We start from the raw sequence: 22,317 nt of genomic DNA, 5'->3' as shown, positions 1-22,317 counted from the left end.
CTCGGAGCGGGACCGCACGCTCGCCGTGCGGTTCTACCGTCTCGGGGTGCCTCCCGCGATCGATCCGCCCCGCCCGCCTCGTGTCGTCCTCCATCTCGTGGACCGCACGACCGGTGGCGTGCCCGTCGCCGTCCGCAGCTACATCGCGAACACGCCCGCGGGTCTGACGCACGTCGTGGCCTCCCCGCATTTCGACGGCGCTCCGGCTCCGGTCTGGCGGGAGGGGAACGGGGTGGGGGAGATCCGCCATGCCGCCTGGGACGTCACCACATCGTTGCGCGCGCTGTCGTCTCTGCGCCGGATCGTCGCCGACGTGCGCCCTGACGTCGTACATGCGCACTCCAGCTTCCCCGGGGTCTACGCGCGGGTGCTCGGGACGGGACGAGCGCGGCTCGTGTACACCCCGCACTGCTTCGCCTTCGAGCGTCGCGACATCGGCGCCGCAGCCCGGATGCTGTACCGGGCGATCGAGAGGATCCTGCGCCCCCGCGCCGACGTCCTGGCGGCAGGCGGCCCCGGGGAGGCGCTCGCCGCCGCAGGCCTCGGCTATCCCGAGGATCGGCTCCTCGTCATCCCCAACGTGCCGTCGGTGAGTCGCGCTCCGTCCGCGCGGCCCCGGTCGGAGAGCGCGGCGGACACGGTGACCGTGGGGATGCTGGGGCGCTGGGCGCCGCAGAAGGATCCCGACGCGTTCGTCTCCGTCGTCCGCGGTCTGCGGGCCGAGCTGCCGGGGGTGAACGTGCGGGCGAAGTGGATCGGCGGGGGAGAGGGGGCCGAGGACGCGCCGGATGACGTCGAGGTCACCGGGTGGCAGTCGCCGGAAGGGGTCGCCGCCGAGCTCGCCGGCCTCGACGTCTACGTGCACACGGCGGCGTGGGAGGCGGCCGTGGCGATCGCCGTGCTCGATGCGTACGAATGCGGCATCCCCATCCTCGCCCGATCTATCCCGGCCATGCCCGAGCTGCCGCCGGCGGTGCGTCTGGACACCGGGATGCCGAGGCTCGTCGAGGCGGTGCGGGCGGGACGTCTGGACCACTGGGCGGCCGACAATCGCGCGCGGTGGGGGCGCTACCTTGCCGGTCGGTTCACACCGCCGTCTCAGCGCGTCGCGCTCGAGCGCGTCTGGGGGTGAGGGGCGACGTCGTCACCGCCGCGTCGTCATGACCCGGTCGATGACGTCGGAGACCCGGCGGGCGGAGGCCTCCCAGGAGAAGCGCGCCTCGTTCTCACGCCCCCGTCGCGCGAGGTCGGCGCGCAGAGCCGGATCGCCGTCGAGCGTCTCGAGCCCGCGGCGCATGTCGTCGATGTCGTGCGGGTCGACCCAGAGTGCGCTGTCGCCGAGCACGTCGGGCAGAGCGCTCGACCGGGCGGCCAGGACCGGGGTGCCCATGCGCTGCGCTTCGAGCGGGGGGATGCCGAAACCCTCGTACAACGAGGGGAAGGCGAACGCCGTGGCGCCGCGGTAGAGCCGCATGAGCTCGTCGTCGTCGACGCGGCCGAGCGCGCGCGTCCGCGGAGCGGCCGTTGTCGCCTGCGTGTGAAAGGCTCGCGCCTGCTGACCGACGATGAGCAGCCGGTGGATATGCGTGAGGTCGGCCGCCTCGAACGCCGCGACGAGGGCGTCGAAGTTCTTGTGGCGGTTCGGAGACGAGACGGCGAGGACGTACGGGACGCCCTCGTCGTGCGCCGGACCGTCGGCGTGGAACGCGGGCGAGACGGCGTTGGCGACCACGGTGATGCGGCGGGGGTCGATGCCGAACTCCCGGACGAGTTCGCCGCGCGAGAAGGGGCTCACGGTCAGCACGTGGGCGCTCCGGCGCAGAAGCAGCGGCGTCATCGTCGCGTACAGCAGGCGGAACGACCGGGCGAAGCTCTCGGGATGCCGCGCCCAGATGATGTCGTGACACGTCACCACCTGCGGGCGATAGGCGACAGGGCCGGTGTTCGCCAACCCCAGGAGGAGGGGGGACCCGCTGCGGCGGAGGTGGAGGGGCAGGGCGACCTGCTCCCACGCGTGTCCGCTCAGCCGGCCGACCTGCACGATCTCCGCGCCCAGATCGGCGTCGATGAGATCGCCCGGGGGTGCGACGACCGTGACGGGGCGCATCGTCGCGAGCGCGCGCGTGACCTCGCGGGCGAACCGCTGCACACCGGTCGGGGTGTGGGTGAGGAACCGCCCGTTGACGACGACGGTGCTGCTGGCGTTCAGGATTCCTTCTCCCTCTGGCTCGGTCGATCCGAGCCGGTGCCCGTCACGATCCCCGTCGGCTTCGCGCGCTCGGGGGTCACCGCCTCGTCCCGTCGGCCTCGGTGCCGGCGGGGGAACACACCGTGCGCGCGAGATCGCTGATTCCCCGCTTCACGCGTCGATAACGGGCGCGAACGACGCTCGTCGTCGGCTCTCCCCGGCGGCGGGCCGAGGCGAGGGCGACGTCGTCGGGCGCCCACAGCGATCTCACCGCGCAGCGGAGCAGGACCAGCGGGGGCTCGTCGCGCAGAGCGATCCAGTACGCGCGCGCCCGTGTCGGCTGACGACGCCACTCCCAGTCGCGCGGCGTGCCCCCGGCATCCTGTGAGAAGTCCGTTCCTGGATCGATCTCGCGCAGCTCGTCGAGCAGCGCCGGGACGGCACCCATCTCCCGCGCGGCGGCGATCGATCCGGTCGCGCGGGTCAGCAGATCGACGGCGACGGCATGAGCTCCCGCGGGCCGCGGGCGACCGATCTCCGGACGGACGGCGTGCAGCGCCGCCAGCACCGCGTGCGCGTCGGCCCGGGGCACGAGCACCTCGGCACCCGCGAATCGCACGGCGGCGGCATCCCTCATCAAGAGAGCGAAGGCATCGGCGTCGTCGAGGGTGAGCCCCGGCATGCGTCGATGGACGTCGATCTCGCAGCCCCAGCCCGTCGGTTTCATCGTGATGGTGTGGTGGGCCTGGGCGCCCCTCCAGGGGTGGGGCTCCCGCTCCCATCCCCACGCCTGCAGCGCGTCGGCGAGATCATCCCATCGGTCGGGCGCGCACCACAGGTCGACGTCGCCGGAGTGCTCGCGGGTCCGCAGTCCTTGCCGGTGCAGCGTCGGCCCCTTGATGAAGACGCACCGGATGCCGCGTTCGTCCGCGACGTGCGCCACCAGCGCGTGGACCAGCTCGTGGAAGGGCGACGACATCGTCGGCCGGTCGATCCGGTGCACGCGGGCGCGGTGCGTCGGATCGCGGGCGACGATCGCATGCTCCTCCATCTCTTCCAGGAGGGCTCTTTCCGCGGGAGAGACGTGGTGGGGGGCGAGCGGCCCGTCTTCCACGAGACGTCGCCACAGCGCCGCTCCGATCGAGGTGAGGCAGAACGCCTCGGCGGGCAGCGCGGGGAGGAGGAGGATCTCGGCCTCTGCGCCGAAGGTCGGCGACGCGCGGACGTCCAGGACGCCGGCGGCGATCGCCGTCCAGGCGATGACGGGCGAGGCGGTGGACGTCATGCTGCTCCGGGGCGAGGAAGGGAAACCCCCACTGTGGCGTCTTCAGGGAGGGGTCGAGGCGGGTATGCGCCCCAGGAGCAGTCGTCCGTCAGGGGGATCACCCGCCCCGTGGTCCTGTCTTGCGACGCACCTCACCCGCGGTCTCGTGACGCGCGGAGCCGTCACGGACGTCTGAGGCTCCCGGCGATGACGCGCAGGTCGCGACGGCCGGCGAGCAGGATCAGCGCTGTCACGACGACGCCCCAGACGCCGACGATGGCGCAGAGGCGGGCGAGGGCGACGAAGGAGGCCGAGAACAGCTGATCGACCAGGGTCGAGGCCGCCAGTGCCGTGGCGAAGATCGCAATGGGTCGCAGTCCGGCGCGAACGAGCGGCCACGACGGCACCCCCGTGCGCGGCAGGAAGACGACGGCCGCCGCGACCCACAACAGGAACTGCCCGGCCGCGACCGCCGTCGCCACCGCGAGGGGGCCGAGGGGCGCGAGCCCGATCGCCAGGGCGATCATGGCGAGGCGTCCCGCCGCCTCGGAGGCCAGGAGCAGGGCGGATCGACCGGTGGACACGAACGCCCAGTACTGGGGGTAGCCGAGGGTCTGGAACACCGCGCCGACGGCCAGCACCGGGACGAACGCCGCGGCCGGCGTCCACGCGGGCCCGAGCACCACCTCGATGGCGGGGGGCGCCGCGACGACGAACAGGCTGAGGTAGGCGAAGGCGGGATAGCAGAGCACGACCTGGAACTTCGCGAGTCGCGTGCCCAGATCGGATGCCGAGGTCGCACCCGCGAGGTGAGGGATGACGACGCGCGTGAGAGGGGTGATCACTTGGTCGATCGGGAGGTTCACGAGCTGTGTCGCCCGGTTGTAGAAGCCGATCACCTGGTCGGAGGCGGACCGCGCGATCATCAGCGTGCCCACGTTGGTGGAGGCGTAGTTCAGGGCGTGCACGACGAAGGTGTTCCCGCCGAACGCGAGGAGCCCGCGCATGTCCGCTCCGCGACGGGGGAGACCGGGCCGCCACGTCGTGCACGCGAACGCCACCGCCAGGGTGACCGCGGCGGCCAGCGTTCCCTGCAGGGCGAGGGCGAGGTAGCCCCCGCCCAGCAGGGCCAGGACGACGGCGCCCGCGAGTCCCGACAGGTCGCCCGCGAGTTCTGACCCGGCGAGCCTTTCGAGTCGACCAGACCGGTTCAACTCCACGCGGAGCTGCGCGCTCGCCGAGCGCAGGAGGAACGCGGGCGCGAGCAGGAGGAGCACGACGACCAGCCGTGTGTCGTCGAAGACGGCGGCGAAGGCCGGGGCGACCCCGGCGACCAGACCCGCGGCCGCGGTGCCGATGCCGGTGTTCATCCAGAACAGGTTCGTGCGCTGTCGGTCGGTGAGGGAGGGAGCGCGCAACGCCGCCATGCTGAGGCCGAAGTCCCCGAGCACGGCCGCGAGCCCCGCCACCGAGGCGCCGAGCGCCACGATGCCGAAATCGCCCGGGCCGACCAGCCGCGCGAGGATGACGATCCCGAGCACCTGCGAGAGGTACCGGCCCCACTGCGCCCCGAGCAGGACAAACGCCCCTTTCCTCCGGGGGGCGACGACGTCGGTGGTGGTCACGGAGGGCTCCTTGCGCAATACGGTGGCGGCCGTGAGCACGCTAACCACCCCTCGAGCCGTTCCCGGGGGCGCCGACTTCCCGAAGCGGGGGTTAGCGGACTCCCTCCGTGCGCGCCGTCTGATGGTGATCGTGGTGGGGCTGTACTCCCTCGCCTCGCCGATCGTGGAGACCCTCCTGGGCGACCGACAGCACTACGTGGAGGGGAAGACCTCCACGGTCGCCGTGGCGGCGGCCCTCGACGACCTGGGTGCCGTCGTCGTCCCGGCGATCGCCATCGCGGCGACCTTCGTCGTCTTGCTCTTCTGGCGGGTCGAAGGGCCGCCCCTGCTTCTGGCGATCGCGCCCGGTCTGATGCTCGCGGCGAACGAGTTCGTCCACGGCCGGTCACCCACGCTCGGCCTGCTCATCACCTCGGCGGTGGGGGCCTTAATGGTGAGTGTGCGGGTGAAAATGCCCGACCTGGCGATCCTCGGCCATGTCGGCGCCGTCGTGGCCGGCGCGTCGATCCTCGCGTTCGTCGTCGTCCCCTCGAAGGTGCTCGTCTCCGGCGGCATCGGCACGTTCGACAAGTCGCTGACGGGCGCGCCACTGCTCGCCGGGATCTTCTCGCACTCGAACACGTTCGGCATGTTCCTTGCGCTCTCCCTTCCGTGCGCGTTCCTCGCCCGCCGTCTCCTGGTGCGTCTGCTGCTCGTGGCGGTCATCTGCGCCGCGCTCGTGCTGTCGTCGTCGCGGACCGCGCTCGCCGGGGCGGGGGCGGTCCTGGCCGTCATGCTGCTCGCTCGACTGCTTCCCCGGGCGGCTTTCCTCCCCGTCGCCGTCGTCGGCTTCCTCACCTCGGTGTTCGCGGTCTTCTGGCTGCCCTTCACCGAGACCGATCCGGACGCCTACACCTACCGCGGCGCGATCTGGATCTTCGACCGCGGGCAGCTCGGTGGTCACGGGATGTTCGGGCTCGGCGCGCACTGGTTCGCCGACAACTACCCGTTGCTGCGCAACGTGCTCTCCAGCGCCGCCAGTCACGCGCACAATCTCGCGCTGACGACGATGGTGCAGGGCGGGGCGGTGGTCGCCCTCACCGGCGGCGTGCTGATCGTCGCAGCGTTCGTCTCGGCGCTGCGGCATCCGTCGGCTCGGGAACGCGCGGTCGGCATCGCCTTCGTCATCGGCCTGCTCGTGATCGGGGCGACGGAGACGCCGATGGAGCTCGTCGGGTGGAGTCCGCTGTCGGCATCCGTGCTGGTCCCGCTCGTCGTCGTGGCGGGCCGGCCCTGGATCGAACGGGAGGAGGAGGCGTTCGCCCGGTCTGCTGCCGCAGACGCCCCGGTCGCCCCGCTCACGCGCGCCGCTCTCCGCCGGCGCGCCCGCTGAGGCGGGTCACGCGCGCGCGGCTGTCAGCGGACGCCGCCCCGGTCGACCAGGTGCGTCGGCACGAGATGCGTGTGCGAGCCGGTCGCCGGGGCGTTGCGACGCGCGAGCAGGGTCTCGGCGGCGAGGCGACCGAGCCCGGAGACGTCGTAGTCGACGATGCGGATGCGGCGCGGAAGCAGATGGGACAGCTCGAAGTCGTCGAAGCCCGCGAGGGCGATGTCGGCGCCACGGGGGAGGATCGCCTCGAGGACACCGATCGTGACGCGGTTGTTGGCGCAGAACACGGCGGTGGGCGGGGCGTCGGAGTCGAGCAGGCGGAGCATGGCGTCGCGCGCGACGGCCGGGGTGTGGAGCCCGTCGACGACGAGGGCGGGGTCGGCCGCGCGCCCGGCGGCGGCGAAGGCTTCTTCGACGCCGGCCCAGCGCTCGGCCATCGTGAAGATGCTCCGCGCGTCGAGGAGGACGGCGACGCGCTGGTGCCCGGCCTCGAGCAGCTCGGCGACCGCGGCGCGCGCACCCCCGCGGTTGTCGAGGAGGATCGCATCGGCGGGGATTCCGCTGCCCGGGCGGTCGAGGAACACGACCGGGGTGCCGAGCTCGACCTCGCGCTGCAGGTAGGAGTGGTCATCGGCCGTCGGCACCACGATGAGACCGCCGACCTGGCGCTGGCAGAGGTCGAGAGCGAGGGTGCGCTCGGTCGCGGCATCCTCTTCGCTGGATGCCATCACCAGGTGCATGCGCTCGCGGGAGGCGACCGACGAGACGGCGGCGGCGACCGACATGTAGAACGTGTTCGACAGATCGGCGGCGATGAAGCCGACCGTGTCGCGGTCACCGGAGCGCAGACTGGCGGCGAGGGCGTTGCGGTGGTAGCCGAGGCGATCGACCGCGGCGAGCACGCGCTCCGCCATCGCGGGGTCGACGTTGGGCTGGCCGTTGATGACCCGCGAGACCGTCTTGAAGCTGACGCCCGCCTCTGCCGCGACGTCGACCATCGTCGGCCGGCCGGTCTTTCGCATGCGTCTCCTCGGGTGGATGCCGTCGGACGGCATCCTCCGAGCATAGGGATCCCGGCCGCCGACGCGGAGGCGACCGACTGTCGAGTGTCCACGACGCGCCGCGTCGCGGGGAGGGAGGCGGCGTGTCGTGGACACTCGAGGGGGTCAGGCGGTGGGGGCCACCAGCGTGCCGGTCTCGTGCGAGGCGATGGCCGCGGCGAACAGGCGGTGGGTGAGCGCCGCCTCTTCGGGGCGGACGCAGCCGAACCCGTCGCCGAGCTCGCCCACGTACTCGGCGAGGAAGGCCGCCCACATCTGCAGGATGGCATCCGAGAATCCGGATTCGAAGTTCGGACCCGTCACCGTGGGCCACACCGACTGGCTGCCGGCGTCGACGCTCTGCCAGCTCTGCTCGCGGCCGACGCCGGGCACGTCGACGAAGGCGAACACCTCGACCTGCTTCGGGTTCTTCGTGCTGAAGCGGACGCCGCCGGACATGCCGATGGCTTCGAACTCCCAGGTGTTCTTCTGGCCCGGCGCGATGCGCTTGGTCTCGGTCGTGAGGGGGAAGGGTGCGCCCTCGTGGCGGGCCCAGGAGTGGATGACGGCGTTGTCCCACGTGTCGCAGGGCTGCGGCGAGCCGTCGGGACCGGGGCGCTCGGTGACGATGTCCTGCAGGATGCCGACGACTCTCTCGGGCGTCCAGCCCAGGCGCAGAGGGACGTGCCACGTGTGCATGCCCAGGTCGTTGAGCACTCCCGCGTCGCCGCAGAACTGCTTCTGCCGCTTCCAGTTGAGGGGCTTGTTCACGTCGATGTCGCTGGAGTGCAGGAAGGTGCATTTCGCCTCGACGATGCGGCCGAGGGCGCCGGACCGCACGTAGTCGACGGCCCACTGCGCGCCGGGGAAGAACGGCATCTCGCTCGACACGCGGACGAACGACTCCGGGGTCTCGGCGATGGCCGCGACGACGGCGTCGGCCGCGGCCTGATCGATGCCGAACGGCTTCTCGGCCAGCAGCGCCTTGCCCGCGCGCACGGTGTCGACGTAGAGACGCTCATGCAGGTCGTGCCGGACGGCGATGTAGACGACGTCGACGCGCGGGTCGGCGAGCAGCTCGTGGTGGTCGGTCGTCGTGAGCTGCACGGTGTCGATGCGTTCGAAGAATTCGAGCGCCGCGGGGTTGATGTCGCACACCGCGACGAGCTCGGGCTCTGCCGGGTGGTCGATGAGGGCGGGCCAGCGGCGGAGCGCCGCGGCGATCTCACGCCCCATGAGGCCGCCGCCGATGATGCCGACGCCGATCTTCTTGCCGGTCATGCCGCACCGCCGATCAGGGCGAGCGCCTCGTCGACCGAAGCGTTCTCGTGCACGACGGCCATGAGGGCGGCGGTGATGCCCGCCGGGTCGCGGTGCTGGATGACGTTGCGGCCGTAGACGATGCCGCGGGCGCCCTGCTCGAGGACCGCCTGCGTGCGCTCGAGCAGCGTGCGGTCGTCGACGCGCCCGCCGCCGCGCACGAGCACGGGGGTGTCGCCGGCGGCCTGGATGACGCGGTGGTAGTCGCCGATGTCGTCGGTGGGGTCGGCCTTGATGAGGTCGGCGCCGAGTTCGCGCGCCTGACGGACGAGGGTGACGACCTTGGCGGTGTCGCCGTCGACGCCGTATCCGCCGCTGCCGGGCTTGGTCTGCATCACGAGGGGCTCGATCATCAGCGGCATCCCGTACTTCTCGGCGTCGGTGCGCAGCGCCAGGATCGAGCGGATGCACTGTTCGCGCACCTGGGGCTCTCCGGGCAGGTCGAGCAGGTTGACGCACACGGCCACGGCGTCCAGGCGGACCGCCACTTCGATGGCGTCGGGCACGTGGATGCTGTGCAGAGGCGCCTCGAGCGGGTCGTTGTAGACGTTCGCGATGTCGGTGCGCAGCACGAGCCCGGGCTTCTGCTTGCCGGGGACGGACTGCAGCAGCGGGGCCTGGCCGAGGGTGAGCTGCACCGCATCGGGGCCGGCGTCGACGAGGGTGGCGACGGTCTTCGCCATGTCTTCGATGCCGGTCAGGAACGAGGGTTCGTGGAACGCGCCGTGGTCGACGGCGACGTCGAACGCGCGACCGGAGCGCGCGTTGAAGAGGCGGTTGAGGCGGGGTTTCGACATGGGGTGTGGGTCTCCGAGACGTCGGGTCGGGGCGCGGCTCTGCGCTCGACGGTCAGTATGCGGGGGCAAGACAACGTTGTCAATCGCTGCTACCGTGAGGCGCAGCACGGCGAGGAAGGCGGAGCTCATGGGTGAGCTGTACGGACGATCGATCGACGAGGCGCTCCGGCGCGCGGGCTCGGCGGCGCAGGTCGCGTCGGTGGAGCAGTCGCTGCGCACCGACGGACCGGATGCCGGCACCCGGCGCCTACGGGTCGTCGCCGGAGACCTCGACATCGAGCTGCTGCCCGACCGCGGGCTCGACATCGGGCAGGTGCGGTATCGCGGCGTCCCGCTCGCCTGGGTGTCTCCCACGGGGTGGCCGCGGCCGGGCGCGAGCGGCTTCGGCGCGTCGTTCGGGGGAGGGCTCGTCACGACGTGCGGCCTGCTCTCGTTCGGGCCGCCGTCGTCGGACGCCGAGGGCGACCACCCGCAGCACGGTCGCTACAGCGGGCTGTCGGCATCCGTCCGGCGAGCGGAAGTCGGCGCGGATGCCGTGGTCGTCGAAGCGACCGTGGTGGAGGCCACCGTGCTCGGCGCGCACCTGGAGCTGCGTCGCCGCGTGCGCGTGCCGCTCGGCGAGGCGCGGATCGAGCTGCGGGACGAGATCGTCAACCGCGGGGCGGGTCCCGTCGAGCCGATGGTGCTCTACCACCTGAACCTCGGCTGGCCCCTCGTGGACGAGGGGACGCTGTTGCGGTCTCCGGCGGGGCGCGTTCTTCCGCGCGACGCGGCCGCGGCGGCCGGGGCAGCGACCTGGGCGGAGTTCCCCGCGCCGGCGTCCGAGTATCCGGAGCAGGTGTTCCGCCATGATCTGCCGGCGGACCGGCGGGTGAGCGCGGAGGTCGTCGCGACGTCGGGGCTCGGCATCCGCATCGGTTTCGACACCGCCTCATTGCCGGCGATGTTCCAGTGGCGCGTGGCGCAGGACGACGGATCGGTGCTGGGGGTCGAGCCTGCCACCGCGGCGACGATCCTCGGTCGTGCCGACGCGCGCGCCGCGGGGCTGCTGCGCGCCCTCGCGCCGGGCGCCTCGTGGGAGCTGGGTCTCGACATCGATGTCATCCGTGACCGATCCGAGACTTGACAACGTTGTCCACGTAGTCGCAGGATGACTCCATCGAAGCCCGGCCCTGGGTTTCGCCCCGAATGACAACGATGTCGGAGATGCGATGACGCACGACGAGACGGTGGCCGCGACCACGGTCGGCGAGGCCCCGGCGCCCCGCCCCCGCGCTCGTCTCATCGACGTCGCCACCGCGGCGGGCGTCAGCCCCAAGACCGTCTCGCGCGTCATCAACGACGAGCCGGGCGTGCTGCCGCAGACCCGCGACCGCGTGCGGCAGACGGTGCAGGCGTTGGGCTTCGTGCCCGACCGGAGCGCCCGGGAGCTCAAGCGACGTGCGGCCGACACCGTCGGCATCCTGATCGACGCCATCTCCGACCCGTTCTTCGCCGCCTTCGTGAGCGTCGTCGAGGAGCTCGCGGTCGCCGAGGGACTGAGCGTCATCTTCGCCAGCACCGGATACGACGCGGCGCGCGAGCGCACGCAGCTCGACCGCCTGACCGGTCACCGTCTGGCCGGACTCATCGTCGCCCCCGTCGAAGTGGAGGCGGAGACGCTCGCCGGTCTCGGCGCGCGCTTCCCCCTCGTGACCGTCGACCGGGCGCGGGAGGGAATCGACGCGGTCGTCATCGACGACGTCGGTGCGGCCGTCGAGGCCACCACCGCCCTGATCGCGCGCGGGCATCGTCGCGTGGCCTTCATGCGCGAGGACGTGTCGTACCCCACGGTGAGCGACCGGCTCGCCGGCTACCGGTCGGCTCTCGAGACGGCGGGACTGCCCTTCGACCCGTCGCTCGTGGTGACGCACGAGCGGTTCGGCTCGGGCGACGCCGCCGAGGCAGCGCTCCTGCTCGAGCGCGACGACGCTCCCACCGCGCTGCTGTGCGCGACGAGCCTGGCGGCCATCGGCACGGTCCGCGCCATCCGCGCGCGGGGGCTGCGCATGCCGGCGCTCGTCTCGTTCGGCGACTTCACGCTCGCCGAGGTGCTCGAGCCCGGCATCACGTACGTCGACCACGACCCGCGTCTGCTCGGTGCCGCCGCGTTCCGGCGGCTGCGCGAGCGGGCTGAGCGGCCCGACGAGGGGCCGGTGCGCATCGTCGTGCCGACGCGGCTCGTGCCCCGGGGGTCGGGCGAGGTCGAACCACCGACGGGCACCGCGGCGGACCCTTCGACGGGCTCAGGGGCCACGGCTGGGGTCGCGGTGCGCTCGGCGGGCTCGGAGGCATCCGCTGACGCCGCCGGCGTGGTCGCGGGAGATCCCTCGCCCGACGCCGACCCTCTCCCCGTTCTCTCCGAACCCGCCGCCGCCCTCGCGGCGACGGCCCTCGCCCTCGTCCACCCCCAGCCGGCCGGCGACGCCGACGTGTCGGCCGCAGCCCCCATCGGAGCCCCGTGATGAAGCCCGTCCTCCTGCCGCCCAACCCCGTGCAGCACTTCTACCGCGGCGGCGATCGCATCGCCGCCCTCCGCGGCATCGTGCCCCAGACCGACCGACAGCCCGAGGAGTGGCTCGGCTCGACCGTCTCGCGCTTCGGATCCGACGAGGTCGGCCTCGCGGTCACCGACGACGGCGATCTCCTGCGCGACCTCGTGGCGGGGGATCGTGCCTTGTGGGTGGGGGCGCGCGGAGGACGGGATGCCGCGGATCTCGGCATCCTGGTCAAGCTCCTCGACGCGCGTCAGCGCCTCCCCGTCCACGTGCACCCGGGCCGCGACTTCGCCGCCGCCCACCTCGACTGCCCCTACGGCAAGACCGAGGCCTGGTACGTGCTCGAGACCGAGGACGACTGCGCCGTGCACGTCGGCTGGAACCAGTCCGTCGACCGCGACGAACTCGACCGCCGCCGCGACGCGCAGGACAGCGAGTGGATGCTCTCGCGCATGAACCGCGTCGTCGTGCGACCGGGGATGGGCGTGCTCGTGCCCGCCGGCACCGTGCACGCGATCGACGGCGGCATCTTCGTCGCCGAAGTGCAGGAACCCACCGACTTCTCGATCCTGCTGGAGTGGTCGGTCACGACCTCGACCCGCGAGGAGTCGCACCTCGACCTCGGCTTCGACGCCGTCATGCCCTCGGTGTCGACCGAGAAGCTGGATGCCGCTGCCCTCGACGCCCTGACCAGCACCGCCGGGACGACCCCGGCGGGGGCGGACTTCCGCTCGCTGCTCCCCGCGGTCGCCGACCCGTACTTCCGCCTCTTCGACGCCGCGGGAGAGACCGCGGCGCGCGAGGCCGGTTTCGCCGTCGTGCTCGTGCGCGAGGGGTCGGGGGCGCTCGTGTCGGATACGGCGTCGGTCGATGTCGAGCGCGGCCAGGTCTACGCCGTGCCCCACGCCTTCGGGGCGTGGCGTCTGACCGGCGAGGCCGAGGTGCTCGTCGCCGCCCCCGGCGCCGGGTGGCCCGGAACCCTGCGCGGGGGTGGGGTGCGATGACCGACTACGTCGTCGGCGTCGACATGGGCTCGACCAGCACCAAGCTGCTGGTGGCCACGCCCGACGGACGCCAGGTGCTCGTGGTGAGCCGCCGGTCGCCCTGGACGAACCTCGACCACGGTCGAGCCGAGATGACCGCCGCGCAGGCCATCGCGGTCGTGCGCGACCTCGCCGCCGAGGCGGACGCGCGGCTGGAGGGCGGATACCGCATCCTGGCGCTCGGAGTGTCGGGAATGGCCGAGGCGGGAGTGCTGCTCGATGCCGACGGCACCGCGCTCGCGCCGATCATGGCGTGGTTCGACCCGCGCGGGGCTGCCCAGATCATGGCGACGCCCGACGCGTTCCGCGCCGAGTTCCTCGGGCGAACCGGCCTGCCCGTCGGGCCCCTGGCATCCCTCTCGAAACTCCTCCACCTGCGCGACGAGGGTGTGGAGCTGCGGGGGACCACCTTCCTGAACGTGCCCGAGTACGTCGTGCACGCCCTGGGCGGACCGCGCGTGGCCGAGTACTCGCTCGTGTCGCGCACCGGGCTCATCGACCAGGACGACAGCACCCCCTGGCAGGCGGCGCTGGATGTGCTCGGCGTCGACGAGGCGATCCTCGGGACTCTCGTCAGTGCGGGCGAAGCGGTGGGGACGATCACCGACCCGCTGCTGCCCGCGGGCTTCCGGGGCGCGGCCCTCACCGTCGCGGGGCACGACCACCTCGTCTCGGCGGTCGCCGCCGGCGCCACGCACACGGGGCAGTTGTACGACTCGATGGGCACCGCCGAAGCCCTCGTGCGCGTGCTCGACGACACCCTCGCATTCGACGCCCGCGAGCGCCTCGCGCGCGCCGGAATCAACTGCGTCCGCCACGTCATCCCCGGCAAGTACGTGCTGCTGGCCGGGACCAAGTCGGGTCTGCTCATGCGCCGCGTGCTGCAGCTGCTCGGGATCACGGATGCCGTGGGCCGGGCGCGCATCGACGACGAGACCATGGGGCTGCCCGTCGCCGGCACCGTCTCGGATGCCGGACTCGCCGTCTCGGGCGCCCGCAACGACGACGGCGTGCTGAAGATCGTCGCGCAGAGCGACGGGCTCAGTCCCGCCGAGCTGTTCGCGGCGTCGCTGCGCCACGGCAACGACATGCTCGCCGAATGCATGGCCGTGATGGACCGCGAGGTGGCCCCGCCCACGTCCACGGTGCTCACCGGCGGCTGGTCGTCGATGGCATCCGTCGTGCGCTCGCGCTCGGCGCTGCTGCCCGCGGTCACGGTGTCCACCCACGACGAGGGCACCGCGTACGGCGCCGCGCTCTTCGCCGCGTTCGCCGTCGACCCCCGCTCTTTCGAGGACGTCGCCGAGACGTTCCTCTCCTCCCCTCTTCTCACCACGGAAAGGAGCTGACGATGTCGTCAGTCACCACGGCGGTCCCCGTGCTCCAGGCACGCGGTCTGTCGCGTCAGTTCGGTCATGTCCGCGCCCTCAGCAATGTCGACTTCGAGGTCTACCCCGGCGAGGTCACCGCCCTCATCGGTGACAACGGCGCAGGGAAGTCGACGCTCGTGAAGGCCCTATCGGGCAACCTCGCCATCGACGAGGGAGAGATCCTCTTCGACGGCAAGCCGATCGAGATGTCGAACCCCCAGGTCGCCTCGTCGCTCGGCATCGAGACGGTCTACCAGGACCTCGCGCTCGCGCCCCACCTCGACCCCGTGCAGAACATGTACCTCGGCCGCGAGATCCGTCGCCCGGGGCTCGCCGGTGCCCTCGGCTTCATGAAGACGAAGGACATGGCGAAGGCGTCGCGCGCGGCGTTCGACGAGCTCGGCGCCACGGTGCGCTCGCTCACCTCGCCCGTCGGCGAGATGTCGGGCGGCCAGCGTCAGGCGATCGCGATCGCCCGCGCGGTGCACTGGGCCGGTCGCCTCGTCTTCCTCGACGAACCGACGGCAGCCCTCGGCGTGCGTCAGACGAAGAACGTGCTCGAGACGATCCGCCGTGTGCGCGACAAGGGCATCGCCGTCGTGCTCATCTCGCACTCCATGCCGCACGTCATGGAGGTGTGCGACCGCGTGCAGGTGCTGCGTCTGGGCACGCGCGTCGCCAACGTCTCCGCGAAGGACACCTCCATGGAAGAACTCGTCGGGCTCATGACCGGCGCCGTCACGAAGGACGACCAGAAGTGAGCACCACGACCCCTCCCACCGAGACGGTGGCCATCGGCACGTTCGAAGACACCAAGCCGAACTTCTTCGTCGGACTGCTGAAGGCGCAGGCCTTCCAGATCCTGCTCATCCTCATCGTCATCGTGCTGATCTTCAGCGCGCTCGCGCCGGACTCGTTCGCACAGTGGTCGAATTTCCGCCTGATCATCCAGAACGCCTCGATCCTCGCGGTGCTCGGCGTCGGCATGACGTACATCATCATCACCTCGGGCATCGACCTCTCGATCGGCTCGGTCCTGGTGTTCTCGGGCGTCGTCTCGGCCCTGACGATGCGGGCGCTCGGCGGCGAGGGCTGGGGAGTGGCCACCATCGGCATCCTCGTGTCCATCCTCAGCGGCGTGTGCTGGGGGCTGCTGAACGGGTTCCTCATCGCCAAGGCGAAGATCCCGCCGCTCATCGTCACCCTGGGTTCCCTGGGCATGGCCCTCGGTCTCGCGCAGATCCTCACCGGCGGTGTCGACATCCGCGATGTGCCGACCGTGCTGACGGTGTCGATCGGCTACGGCAACGTCTTCGGGTCGCTGCCGATCATCAGCGTCATCGCCCTCGTGGTCGTCGTGATCGGCGCCGTGGTGCTGCACTTCACCAAATTCGGCCTCTACACCTACGCCGTCGGCTCGAGCGAACTCGCCGCCCGTCGCGTCGGCGTCAAGGTCGACCGCCACCTCATCTCGGTCTACACGCTGTCGGGGGCGCTCGCCGGGCTCGCCGGCATCCTGGCCCTGTCGCAGTTCTCGACCACTGCGATCGCGGGGCAGTCGCAGACCAACCTCAACGTCATCGCGGCCGTGGTCATCGGCGGCACGTCGCTCTTCGGCGGCGTCGGCACGATCTTCGGGACGGTGGTCGGCCTCTTCATCCCGGCCGTGCTGCAGAACGGCTTCGTCATCACCGGCGTGCAGCCCTTCTGGCAGCAGGTCGCCGTCGGCGCGGTGCTCATCACCGCCGTCTACGTCGACCAGGTGCGCCGCACCGCCGCGACCCGCGGCAACACCCAGAGCCTCTGGCGGAAGTTCGTAAGCGGAGGACGCCGCGGCTGAGGCCCGGCATCCGACACCCCCAAGAGAGAACGGTCATCACAATGCAGTGGAACAAGAAGGTTCTCGCGTTCGCCACCCTCGGCGCCGCAGCCACCCTCGTCCTCGCCGGGTGCTCCGGCGGCTCGTCGTCGGGATCCGCCTCGGGCGGCTCCGACGGCGGCTACAAGATCGCGTTCGTGCAGGGCGTCGCCGGAGATGAGTTCTACATCTCCATGCAGTGCGGCATCCAGGACGAAGCCGCCAAAGAAGGCGCCACCGTCACGACCCAGGGGCCGGAGAAGTTCGACCCGACCCTGCAGAAGCCGATCGTCGACGCCGTGGTCGCCTCCAAGCCCGACGCGCTGCTGATCGCGCCGACCGACGTGTCGGCCATGCAGGCACCCATCGCGGCAGCCGAGGCCGCGGGCATCAAGGTCGTCCTCGTCGACACGACGCTCGAGGACCCGTCCGGTGCGGTGTCGCAGATCTCCAGCGACAACGAAGGCGGCGGGGCTGCCGCGTTCAAGGCGATCCAGGATGCCAACCCCAACGGCGGCAAGGTGCTCGTCGTGTCGGTCGATCCCGGCATCTCCACCACCGACGCCCGCGCGAAGGGCTTCGAAGACGCCGTCGCCGAGGACTCGAAGTTCGAATCCGTCGGCGTGCAGTACTCGCACAACGAGCCCTCGACCGCGGCCGAGATCGTCACCGCCGCGCTGCAGAAGGACCCCGACATCGTCGGCATCTTCGCCGCCAACCTGTTCGCCGCCGAGGGTTCCGCGACCGGTGTGCAGCAGGCCGGCAAGCAGGGTTCGGTCACGATCGTCGGCTTCGACGCCGGTCCCGCCCAGGTCAAGGCCCTCGAAGCCGGAACCGTCCAGGCGCTCGTCGCGCAGGAGCCCGCCACCATCGGCTCCGACGGCGTCAAGCAGGCCATCGCCGCACTGAAGGGCGAGTCGACGGAGGAGAAGATCCAGACCGGCTTCACCATCCTCACGAAGGACAACATCGACGGCGAGGGCAAGGACGCGGTCTACAAGTCGTCCTGCTGACACCCGGATGCCGGGACCCCGCACACGCGAGGTCCCGGCATGCACCCCCCTTCCCTTCCCGGTTCGGGGCGGGTTCCGCGCCGTGGGGCGAAAACCTCACGCCCCGAACGACGAAACACGCCCCGAACCCGGACGCGCCCCGCGCCCCGGTGAGACAGACACGGCCCCACCCCGGGGATGCGCCCGCGCGGCGTACTCGTCACGGGGCCGTACCCGACGAGAAAGACACCGACGTGCCCCTGGCAGACATGCCCGCCCTCCTCGCCGCGCACCGCGCGGTCGGGGCCTTCAACTTCATCACCCTCGAGGTCGCCGAGGCCATCGTCACCGGCGCCGAGGCGGCCGGCACCGGTGTGATCCTCCAGCTGTCGCAGAACGCCATCGCGTTCCACGGGGGTCTCGCCCCGGCCGCCGGCGCCGCGTTGCGCCTGGCCGACGCCGCGCACGTCGACGTCGTGGTGCACCTCGACCACGCGACCGACGAGCCGCTCGTCGACGAGGCGCTGGCCGTCGGCATCCGCTCGGTGATGTTCGACGCCGCCCACCTGACGGATGCCGAGAACCTCGAGCGCACCGCCGCCGTCGCCGCCCACGTGCACGACGCGGGAGCCTGGATCGAAGCCGAGCTGGGGGAGATCGGCGGCAAGGGCGCCCACACGCCGGGCGTGCGCACCGACGTCGCCGAGGCGGTGCGCTTCGTCGAGGCCACGGGCGTCGACGCCCTCGCCGTCGCCGTGGGCAGCGAGCATGCCATGCGCGAGCGCAGCGCCCGGCTCGACGAAACGCTGATCGCCGAGCTCGCCGCGGCCGTGTCCGTGCCCCTCGTGCTGCACGGCTCCAGCGGAGTCGCCGACGCCGGGATCGACGGCGCCGTGCGCGCGGGCATGCGCAAGATCAACATCGGCACGCACCTGAACACCGTGCTCACGGCGGCCGTGCGCGCCGAGCTCGATCGGGATCCGGATGCCATCGACCCGCGCCGCTGGCTCGCCCCCGGGCGCTCCGCGGTCGCGGCCGAGGTGCACCGTCTGCTCGACGTCGTCACCGGCCGGGTCGCGACGGAGGTCCGCGCGTGACCGGGGTCGTCACCCTCACCGCCGCCGGGGCGATCGACGCCACGTACCGCGTCGGCGCGCTGCGGCGCGGAGCGTTCACGCGCGCCGAGAGCTACACGCGCGAGGTGAGCGGCAAGGGCGTGAACGTCTCGGCCGCCCTCGCCGCCGGGGGTGCCGACACCGCGGCGGTGGTCGTGCTGGGCGCCGACGACGTGCGTTTCGCGCGCTGCGGACTCACCGCTCCGCTGCTGCGGATCGTCGAGGTGCCCGGGTCGACCCGTGTGAACACCTCGATCATCGACGCCGACGGTGCCACCACCAAGGTGAACGCCCCCACCCCGCCGCTGTCACCGGAGGCATGGGATGCCACCGTCGCGACGCTGCGCGCGGAGCTCGCCGCGCGCACGGAGCCGTGGCTCGTGATCTCGGGGAGCCTCCCCGACCTCGCGGGCGCCGGCGCGCCGGTCGATCTCGACGCGGTCCGCGCGGTGGCCCGGGAGCACGGCGCGCGCGTCGCCGTCGACACCAGCGGAACGGCTCTCGACGCACTGCTCGCCGACCCCGCCGGCATCGACCTGCTGACCCCCAACGCCGACGAGCTGGCGGCCGCGGTCGGTCGCCCCCTCCCGAGCCTCGGCGACGTCGTCTCCGCCGCGCGCGAGATCGTCGAGCGGGGCGTGGGCACGGTGCTCGCGAGCCTCGGCGCCGACGGCCTCGTCGCCGTGACGGTGGAGCGCGCGGTGTTCGCGCGGGCCGACGCCCCCTTCGTCGCCAACACCGCCGGGGCGGGAGACGCCGCCCTCGCCGGTTACCTCCTCGGCGTGACCCGCGAACCCGCGGCCGTCGCAGCCGGAGCGGATTCCCTCGTCCTCGCCGCGGCGTCGGCCGCCGAGTGGGGGGCGCACGCCGTCGCGCACGCCTCGACGCTGGTCGCGGGACCGCCGCACGGCATCCGGGCTCTCGTGGAGACCGAACCGGATCTGACACGGGCGCTCAGCCCCGAGGGGGAGGCATGACCCCGCTCGCCCCGGAGGTCGCCGCGGCCGTCGCCGATTCCTCGCGCATCCGCACGCGCGCGATCGACCGCGTCGCCTACGCGAACGATGCGTCGCACTACCTGCTCACTCCGGATGCCGTGGTCGTCGCGGCCGAGGCCGCGGAGGTCGGCGCGATCCTGCGCGCCGCCTCCGCCTCGCGCACCCCGGTGACCTTCCGCTCGGGCGGCACGAGCCTGTCGGGCCAGTCGTCGGGGGCGGGACTGCTCGTCGACGTGCGCCAGGGGTTCGGACGCATCGACGTGCTCGACGACGGACGCCGCGTGCGCACGCAACCGGGCGCCACGGTGCGGCAGGTCAACGCGCGGCTCGCGCGCCACGGGCATCGCCTCGGCCCCGACCCCGCGAGCGAGGCCGCGTGCACGATCGGCGGTGTCGTGGCGAACAACTCCAGCGGCATGGCGTGCGGCACGGTGGAGAACTCGTACCGCACCCTCGAATCGGTCGTGCTGGTGCTGGCATCCGGGACCGTCGTCGACACGGCCGACCCGGATGCCGACCGGCTGCTGCACGAGCGCGAGCCCGCCCTCGTCGAGGGGCTGCTGCGGCTGCGCGAGCGCGTCGTGGGGGACCCCGCGAGCGTCTCCCTCATCGAGCGGCAGTTCGCGATGAAGAACACGATGGGCTACGCCCTGAACGCGTTCCTCGACTTCGACAGCCCCGCGGCGCTGCTCGCGCACCTCGTCGTCGGGTCGGAGGGGACGCTCGCCTTCGTCGCGGAGGCGACCTTCCGCACGGTGCCGATCCGTTCGGCGATCGCGACCACCCTCGCCGTCTTCCCGACCCTCGACGCGGCCACCCGCTCGCTCCCGGCTCTGATGGCCACGGGCGCGGCGACGCTCGAGCTGATGGATGCCACCTCCCTGCGCGTCGGACAGCGTCTGGCCGGCACGCCCGCCGCCATCCACGGCTTCGAGGCCACGACGCAGGCGGCGCTGCTCGTCGAGTACCACGCCGACGACGCCCCCGCGCTGCACGATCTCGCCGCCGCCGGCGCCCGTGTGCTCGGGCAGCAACCGCTGCGCGAGCCCGCGGTGTTCTCGAGCGACGCGGCGCAGCGCGCCGCCGCGTGGACGTTCCGCAAGGGCCTCTACGCCTCGGTCGCGGGTGCCCGGCCGAGCGGCACGACCGCACTGCTCGAGGACGTCGTGGTGCCGGTCGAGCGCCTCGCCGACACGTGCGAGGGTCTGCAGGAGCTGTTCGAACGCTTCGGTTATCGCGACAGTGTGATCTTCGGCCACGCCAAGGACGGCAACATCCACTTCATGCTCACCGACCGCTTCGAGGGCGCGCAGGCCCTCGGGCGCTTCGAGGGTTTCACCGACGCGATGGTCGACCTCGTCCTCGACGCCGGCGGGAATCTCAAGGCCGAGCACGGCACGGGCCGCGCCATGGCGCCGTACGTGCGGCGGCAGTACGGCGACGAACTGTACGACGTGATGGTGCGACTGAAGCGGCTGCTCGACCCGGGCGGCATCCTGAATCCGGGCGTCATCATCGACGACGACCCGGCCGCGCACATGCGGAACCTCAAGACCCCGGTGTCGATCGAGCCCGAGGCCGACCGATGCGTCGAATGCGGGTACTGCGAGCCGGTGTGTCCGAGTCGGTCGCTGACGCTGACCCCCCGCCAGCGCATCGTCGTGCGGCGCGCCTCGACCGCCGCCCGCGAACGCGGCGACGGCGCCCTCGTCGCGGAGCTCGAGAAGGACTACGACTACGACGGCGTGCAGACCTGCGCCGTCGACGGCATGTGCCAGACGGCGTGCCCCGTGCAGATCAACACCGGGGCGCTCATGAAGCGCTTCCGCCGCGATGAGGCGAACCCGGTGCTCGCTGCGGGCTGGTCCGCCGCGGCGACCGGGTGGGGTGCGGTGACACGGGCGGGGGCCGCCGCGTTGAGCGTCGCATCGGCCCTCCCCACTCCCGCCGTGCGCGCGGTGACGGATGCCGCTCGCGCGGTGCTCGGCACCGACACGGTGCCCCGGTACGCGGCGGAGCTGCCCGCGGGTGGGGCGTCTCGTCGATCGCTCGGGACCGTCGTCGGGGCTCCCGGAGTGGAGCCGGTCGCGGTGTTCCTCCCCGCGTGCGTGGGCAGCATGTTCGGGCCCGCCGAGGGCATCGGTGCGACCGCGGCGTTCACCCGCCTGCTGGAACGTGCGGGGGTCTCAGCCGTCGTGCCGGACGGCATCGACGCGCTCTGCTGCGGGACGCCGTGGTCGTCGAAGGGCTACGCGAAGGGACACGCCACGATGACCTCCCGCGTGCGCGCCGCGGTGCGCGCGGCGTCGCACGACGGGGCCCTCCCGGTCGTCTGCGACGCGTCCAGCTGCACCGAGGGCTTCGCCGCGACCCTGCGCGACGAGGGCGTGGAGGTCGTGGATGCCGTGGCCTTCGCGGCATCCACTCTTCTTCCGCGTCTCACGCCGACGCCGGTGGCGCAGCTGCTGGCCCTGCATCCGACCTGCTCGTCGACGCAGTTGGGGATCGATCCGGCGCTGCGGGCGGTGGGGGAGGCCGTGGCGTCGGAGGTGCGCGTGCCGGACGCATGGGGATGCTGCGCGTACGCGGGCGACCGGGGGATGCTGCACCCCGAGCTGACCGAGGCGGCGACCGCCCCTGAGGCGGCCGAGGTCGCCGGGTTCGGCGCTGATGCCTTCGCGTCGTGCAACCGCACCTGCGAGCTCGGGATGACGAAGGCGACGGGGGAGTCGTACGTGCACGTGCTGGAGCTGTTGGAGGAGGCGACGCGACCCCTCGGCTGAGGGGCCGCGTCGTGGCGC

The 22,317-nt window shown here is 72.3% G+C and carries 18 protein-coding genes; 12 read left to right on the top strand and 6 right to left on the bottom strand.

The genetic code is table 11. The features are described 5' to 3' along the window. Nucleotides 1–46 precede the first annotated feature (46 nt). The gene (locus AB0230_RS09850; protein WP_366375452.1) at nt 47–1,132 is read left to right on the top strand and encodes a glycosyltransferase family 4 protein; all 1,086 of its coding nucleotides are present in this window, start codon (nt 47–49) and stop codon (nt 1,130–1,132) included. Between the two features lie 12 nt (nt 1,133–1,144). On the opposite strand, the gene AB0230_RS09845 is transcribed toward AB0230_RS09850, so the two are convergent. The 3 genes from AB0230_RS09845 to AB0230_RS09835 form a co-directional block, all read right to left on the bottom strand. After that, nucleotides 1,145–2,149 (bottom strand): glycosyltransferase family 1 protein, encoded by a 1,005-nt coding sequence (locus AB0230_RS09845; protein ID WP_315995240.1) that lies wholly within the window; start codon nt 2,147–2,149, stop codon nt 1,145–1,147. 136 nt (nt 2,150–2,285) lie between these two features. Then, entirely contained in the window at nt 2,286–3,473 is a 1,188-nt protein-coding gene (locus tag AB0230_RS09840) for a nucleotidyltransferase family protein (RefSeq protein ID WP_366375450.1), read from the bottom strand. 161 nt (nt 3,474–3,634) lie between these two features. Continuing rightward, entirely contained in the window at nt 3,635–5,077 is a 1,443-nt protein-coding gene (locus AB0230_RS09835) for an oligosaccharide flippase family protein (RefSeq protein WP_366375448.1), read from the bottom strand. 31 nt (nt 5,078–5,108) lie between these two features. Here AB0230_RS09835 and AB0230_RS09830 point away from each other — a divergent pair, with 31 nt between their 5' ends. Beyond that, nucleotides 5,109–6,449, top strand: coding sequence for a hypothetical protein (locus AB0230_RS09830; RefSeq protein ID WP_366375446.1), 1,341 nt, complete (start codon nt 5,109–5,111; stop codon nt 6,447–6,449). Between the two features lie 23 nt (nt 6,450–6,472). Here AB0230_RS09830 and AB0230_RS09825 read toward each other — a convergent pair whose 3' ends face one another. From AB0230_RS09825 to AB0230_RS09815, 3 genes are all read right to left on the bottom strand, one after another. Continuing rightward, nucleotides 6,473–7,468, bottom strand: coding sequence for a LacI family DNA-binding transcriptional regulator (locus tag AB0230_RS09825; protein ID WP_315995236.1), 996 nt, complete (start codon nt 7,466–7,468; stop codon nt 6,473–6,475). Between the two features lie 144 nt (nt 7,469–7,612). After that, nucleotides 7,613–8,767 carry a Gfo/Idh/MocA family oxidoreductase gene (locus AB0230_RS09820; protein ID WP_366375444.1) on the bottom strand — a complete coding sequence of 385 codons (1,155 nt, stop codon included), beginning with the start codon at nt 8,765–8,767 and terminating at the stop codon, nt 7,613–7,615. Continuing rightward, entirely contained in the window at nt 8,764–9,603 is an 840-nt protein-coding gene (locus AB0230_RS09815) for an aldolase (protein WP_363391112.1), read from the bottom strand. Before AB0230_RS09815 ends, AB0230_RS09820 begins: the two co-directional genes overlap by 4 nt. A gap of 94 nt (nt 9,604–9,697) precedes the next feature. On the opposite strand from AB0230_RS09815, the gene AB0230_RS09810 reads away from it, so the two are divergent. The 10 genes from AB0230_RS09810 (at nt 9,698) to AB0230_RS09765 (ending at nt 22,299) form a co-directional block, all read left to right on the top strand. Beyond that, complete coding sequence (locus AB0230_RS09810; RefSeq protein WP_366375442.1) at nt 9,698–10,729, top strand: DUF4432 family protein; 1,032 nt, start codon at nt 9,698–9,700, stop codon at nt 10,727–10,729. Nucleotides 10,730–10,814: 85 nt separating this feature from the next. Next, nucleotides 10,815–12,107, top strand: a complete 1,293-nt coding sequence (locus AB0230_RS09805; protein WP_366375440.1) for a LacI family DNA-binding transcriptional regulator — start codon at nt 10,815–10,817, stop codon at nt 12,105–12,107. Beyond that, nucleotides 12,107–13,144, top strand: a complete 1,038-nt coding sequence (locus tag AB0230_RS09800) for a class I mannose-6-phosphate isomerase (protein ID WP_366375438.1) — start codon at nt 12,107–12,109, stop codon at nt 13,142–13,144. Before AB0230_RS09805 ends, AB0230_RS09800 begins: the two co-directional genes overlap by 1 nt. Beyond that, nucleotides 13,141–14,532: an FGGY family carbohydrate kinase gene (locus tag AB0230_RS09795; protein ID WP_315995230.1), complete on the top strand. Its 1,392-nt coding sequence runs from the start codon at nt 13,141–13,143 to the stop codon at nt 14,530–14,532. The genes AB0230_RS09800 and AB0230_RS09795 overlap by 4 nt, the downstream gene beginning before the upstream one ends. Nucleotides 14,533–14,534: 2 nt before the next feature. Continuing rightward, complete coding sequence (locus AB0230_RS09790; RefSeq protein WP_366375435.1) at nt 14,535–15,314, top strand: ATP-binding cassette domain-containing protein; 780 nt, start codon at nt 14,535–14,537, stop codon at nt 15,312–15,314. Further along, nucleotides 15,311–16,393 (top strand): ABC transporter permease, encoded by a 1,083-nt coding sequence (locus AB0230_RS09785; RefSeq protein WP_315995228.1) that lies wholly within the window; start codon nt 15,311–15,313, stop codon nt 16,391–16,393. Before AB0230_RS09790 ends, AB0230_RS09785 begins: the two co-directional genes overlap by 4 nt. Before the next feature lie 41 nt (nt 16,394–16,434). Then, complete coding sequence (locus tag AB0230_RS09780) at nt 16,435–17,424, top strand: ABC transporter substrate-binding protein (RefSeq protein ID WP_366375433.1); 990 nt, start codon at nt 16,435–16,437, stop codon at nt 17,422–17,424. 233 nt (nt 17,425–17,657) lie between these two features. Further along, nucleotides 17,658–18,500: a class II fructose-bisphosphate aldolase gene (locus AB0230_RS09775; RefSeq protein WP_366375431.1), complete on the top strand. Its 843-nt coding sequence runs from the start codon at nt 17,658–17,660 to the stop codon at nt 18,498–18,500. Next, entirely contained in the window at nt 18,497–19,495 is a 999-nt protein-coding gene (locus AB0230_RS09770; protein WP_366375429.1) for a PfkB family carbohydrate kinase, read from the top strand. The genes AB0230_RS09775 and AB0230_RS09770 overlap by 4 nt, the downstream gene beginning before the upstream one ends. Continuing rightward, complete coding sequence (locus tag AB0230_RS09765; RefSeq protein ID WP_366375427.1) at nt 19,492–22,299, top strand: FAD-binding and (Fe-S)-binding domain-containing protein; 2,808 nt, start codon at nt 19,492–19,494, stop codon at nt 22,297–22,299. The genes AB0230_RS09770 and AB0230_RS09765 overlap by 4 nt, the downstream gene beginning before the upstream one ends. Nucleotides 22,300–22,317: the final 18 nt, after the last annotated feature.

The organism is Microbacterium sp. NPDC089190 (genome assembly GCF_040701795.1).
Lineage (GTDB): Bacteria > Actinomycetota > Actinomycetes > Actinomycetales > Microbacteriaceae > Microbacterium > Microbacterium galbum.
The sequence above is the reverse complement of the archived record's forward strand: the minus strand, read 5'-3'. Positions and strand labels throughout refer to the sequence as shown.

What these genes read in the sequence shown, in the direction of transcription:
- AB0230_RS09840 (WP_366375450.1), bottom strand. Translation starts at nt 3,473, where the DNA reads ATGACGTCCACCGCCTCGCCCGTCATCGCCTGGACGGCGATCGCCGCC.
- AB0230_RS09825 (WP_315995236.1), bottom strand. Translation starts at nt 7,468, where the DNA reads ATGCGAAAGACCGGCCGGCCGACGATGGTCGACGTCGCGGCAGAGGCG.
- AB0230_RS09820 (WP_366375444.1), bottom strand. Translation starts at nt 8,767, where the DNA reads ATGACCGGCAAGAAGATCGGCGTCGGCATCATCGGCGGCGGCCTCATG.
- AB0230_RS09815 (WP_363391112.1), bottom strand. Translation starts at nt 9,603, where the DNA reads ATGTCGAAACCCCGCCTCAACCGCCTCTTCAACGCGCGCTCCGGTCGC.
- AB0230_RS09805 (WP_366375440.1), top strand. Translation starts at nt 10,815, where the DNA reads ATGACGCACGACGAGACGGTGGCCGCGACCACGGTCGGCGAGGCCCCG.
- AB0230_RS09800 (WP_366375438.1), top strand. Translation starts at nt 12,107, where the DNA reads ATGAAGCCCGTCCTCCTGCCGCCCAACCCCGTGCAGCACTTCTACCGC.
- AB0230_RS09795 (WP_315995230.1), top strand. Translation starts at nt 13,141, where the DNA reads ATGACCGACTACGTCGTCGGCGTCGACATGGGCTCGACCAGCACCAAG.
- AB0230_RS09790 (WP_366375435.1), top strand. Translation starts at nt 14,535, where the DNA reads ATGTCGTCAGTCACCACGGCGGTCCCCGTGCTCCAGGCACGCGGTCTG.
- AB0230_RS09780 (WP_366375433.1), top strand. Translation starts at nt 16,435, where the DNA reads ATGCAGTGGAACAAGAAGGTTCTCGCGTTCGCCACCCTCGGCGCCGCA.
- AB0230_RS09765 (WP_366375427.1), top strand. Translation starts at nt 19,492, where the DNA reads ATGACCCCGCTCGCCCCGGAGGTCGCCGCGGCCGTCGCCGATTCCTCG.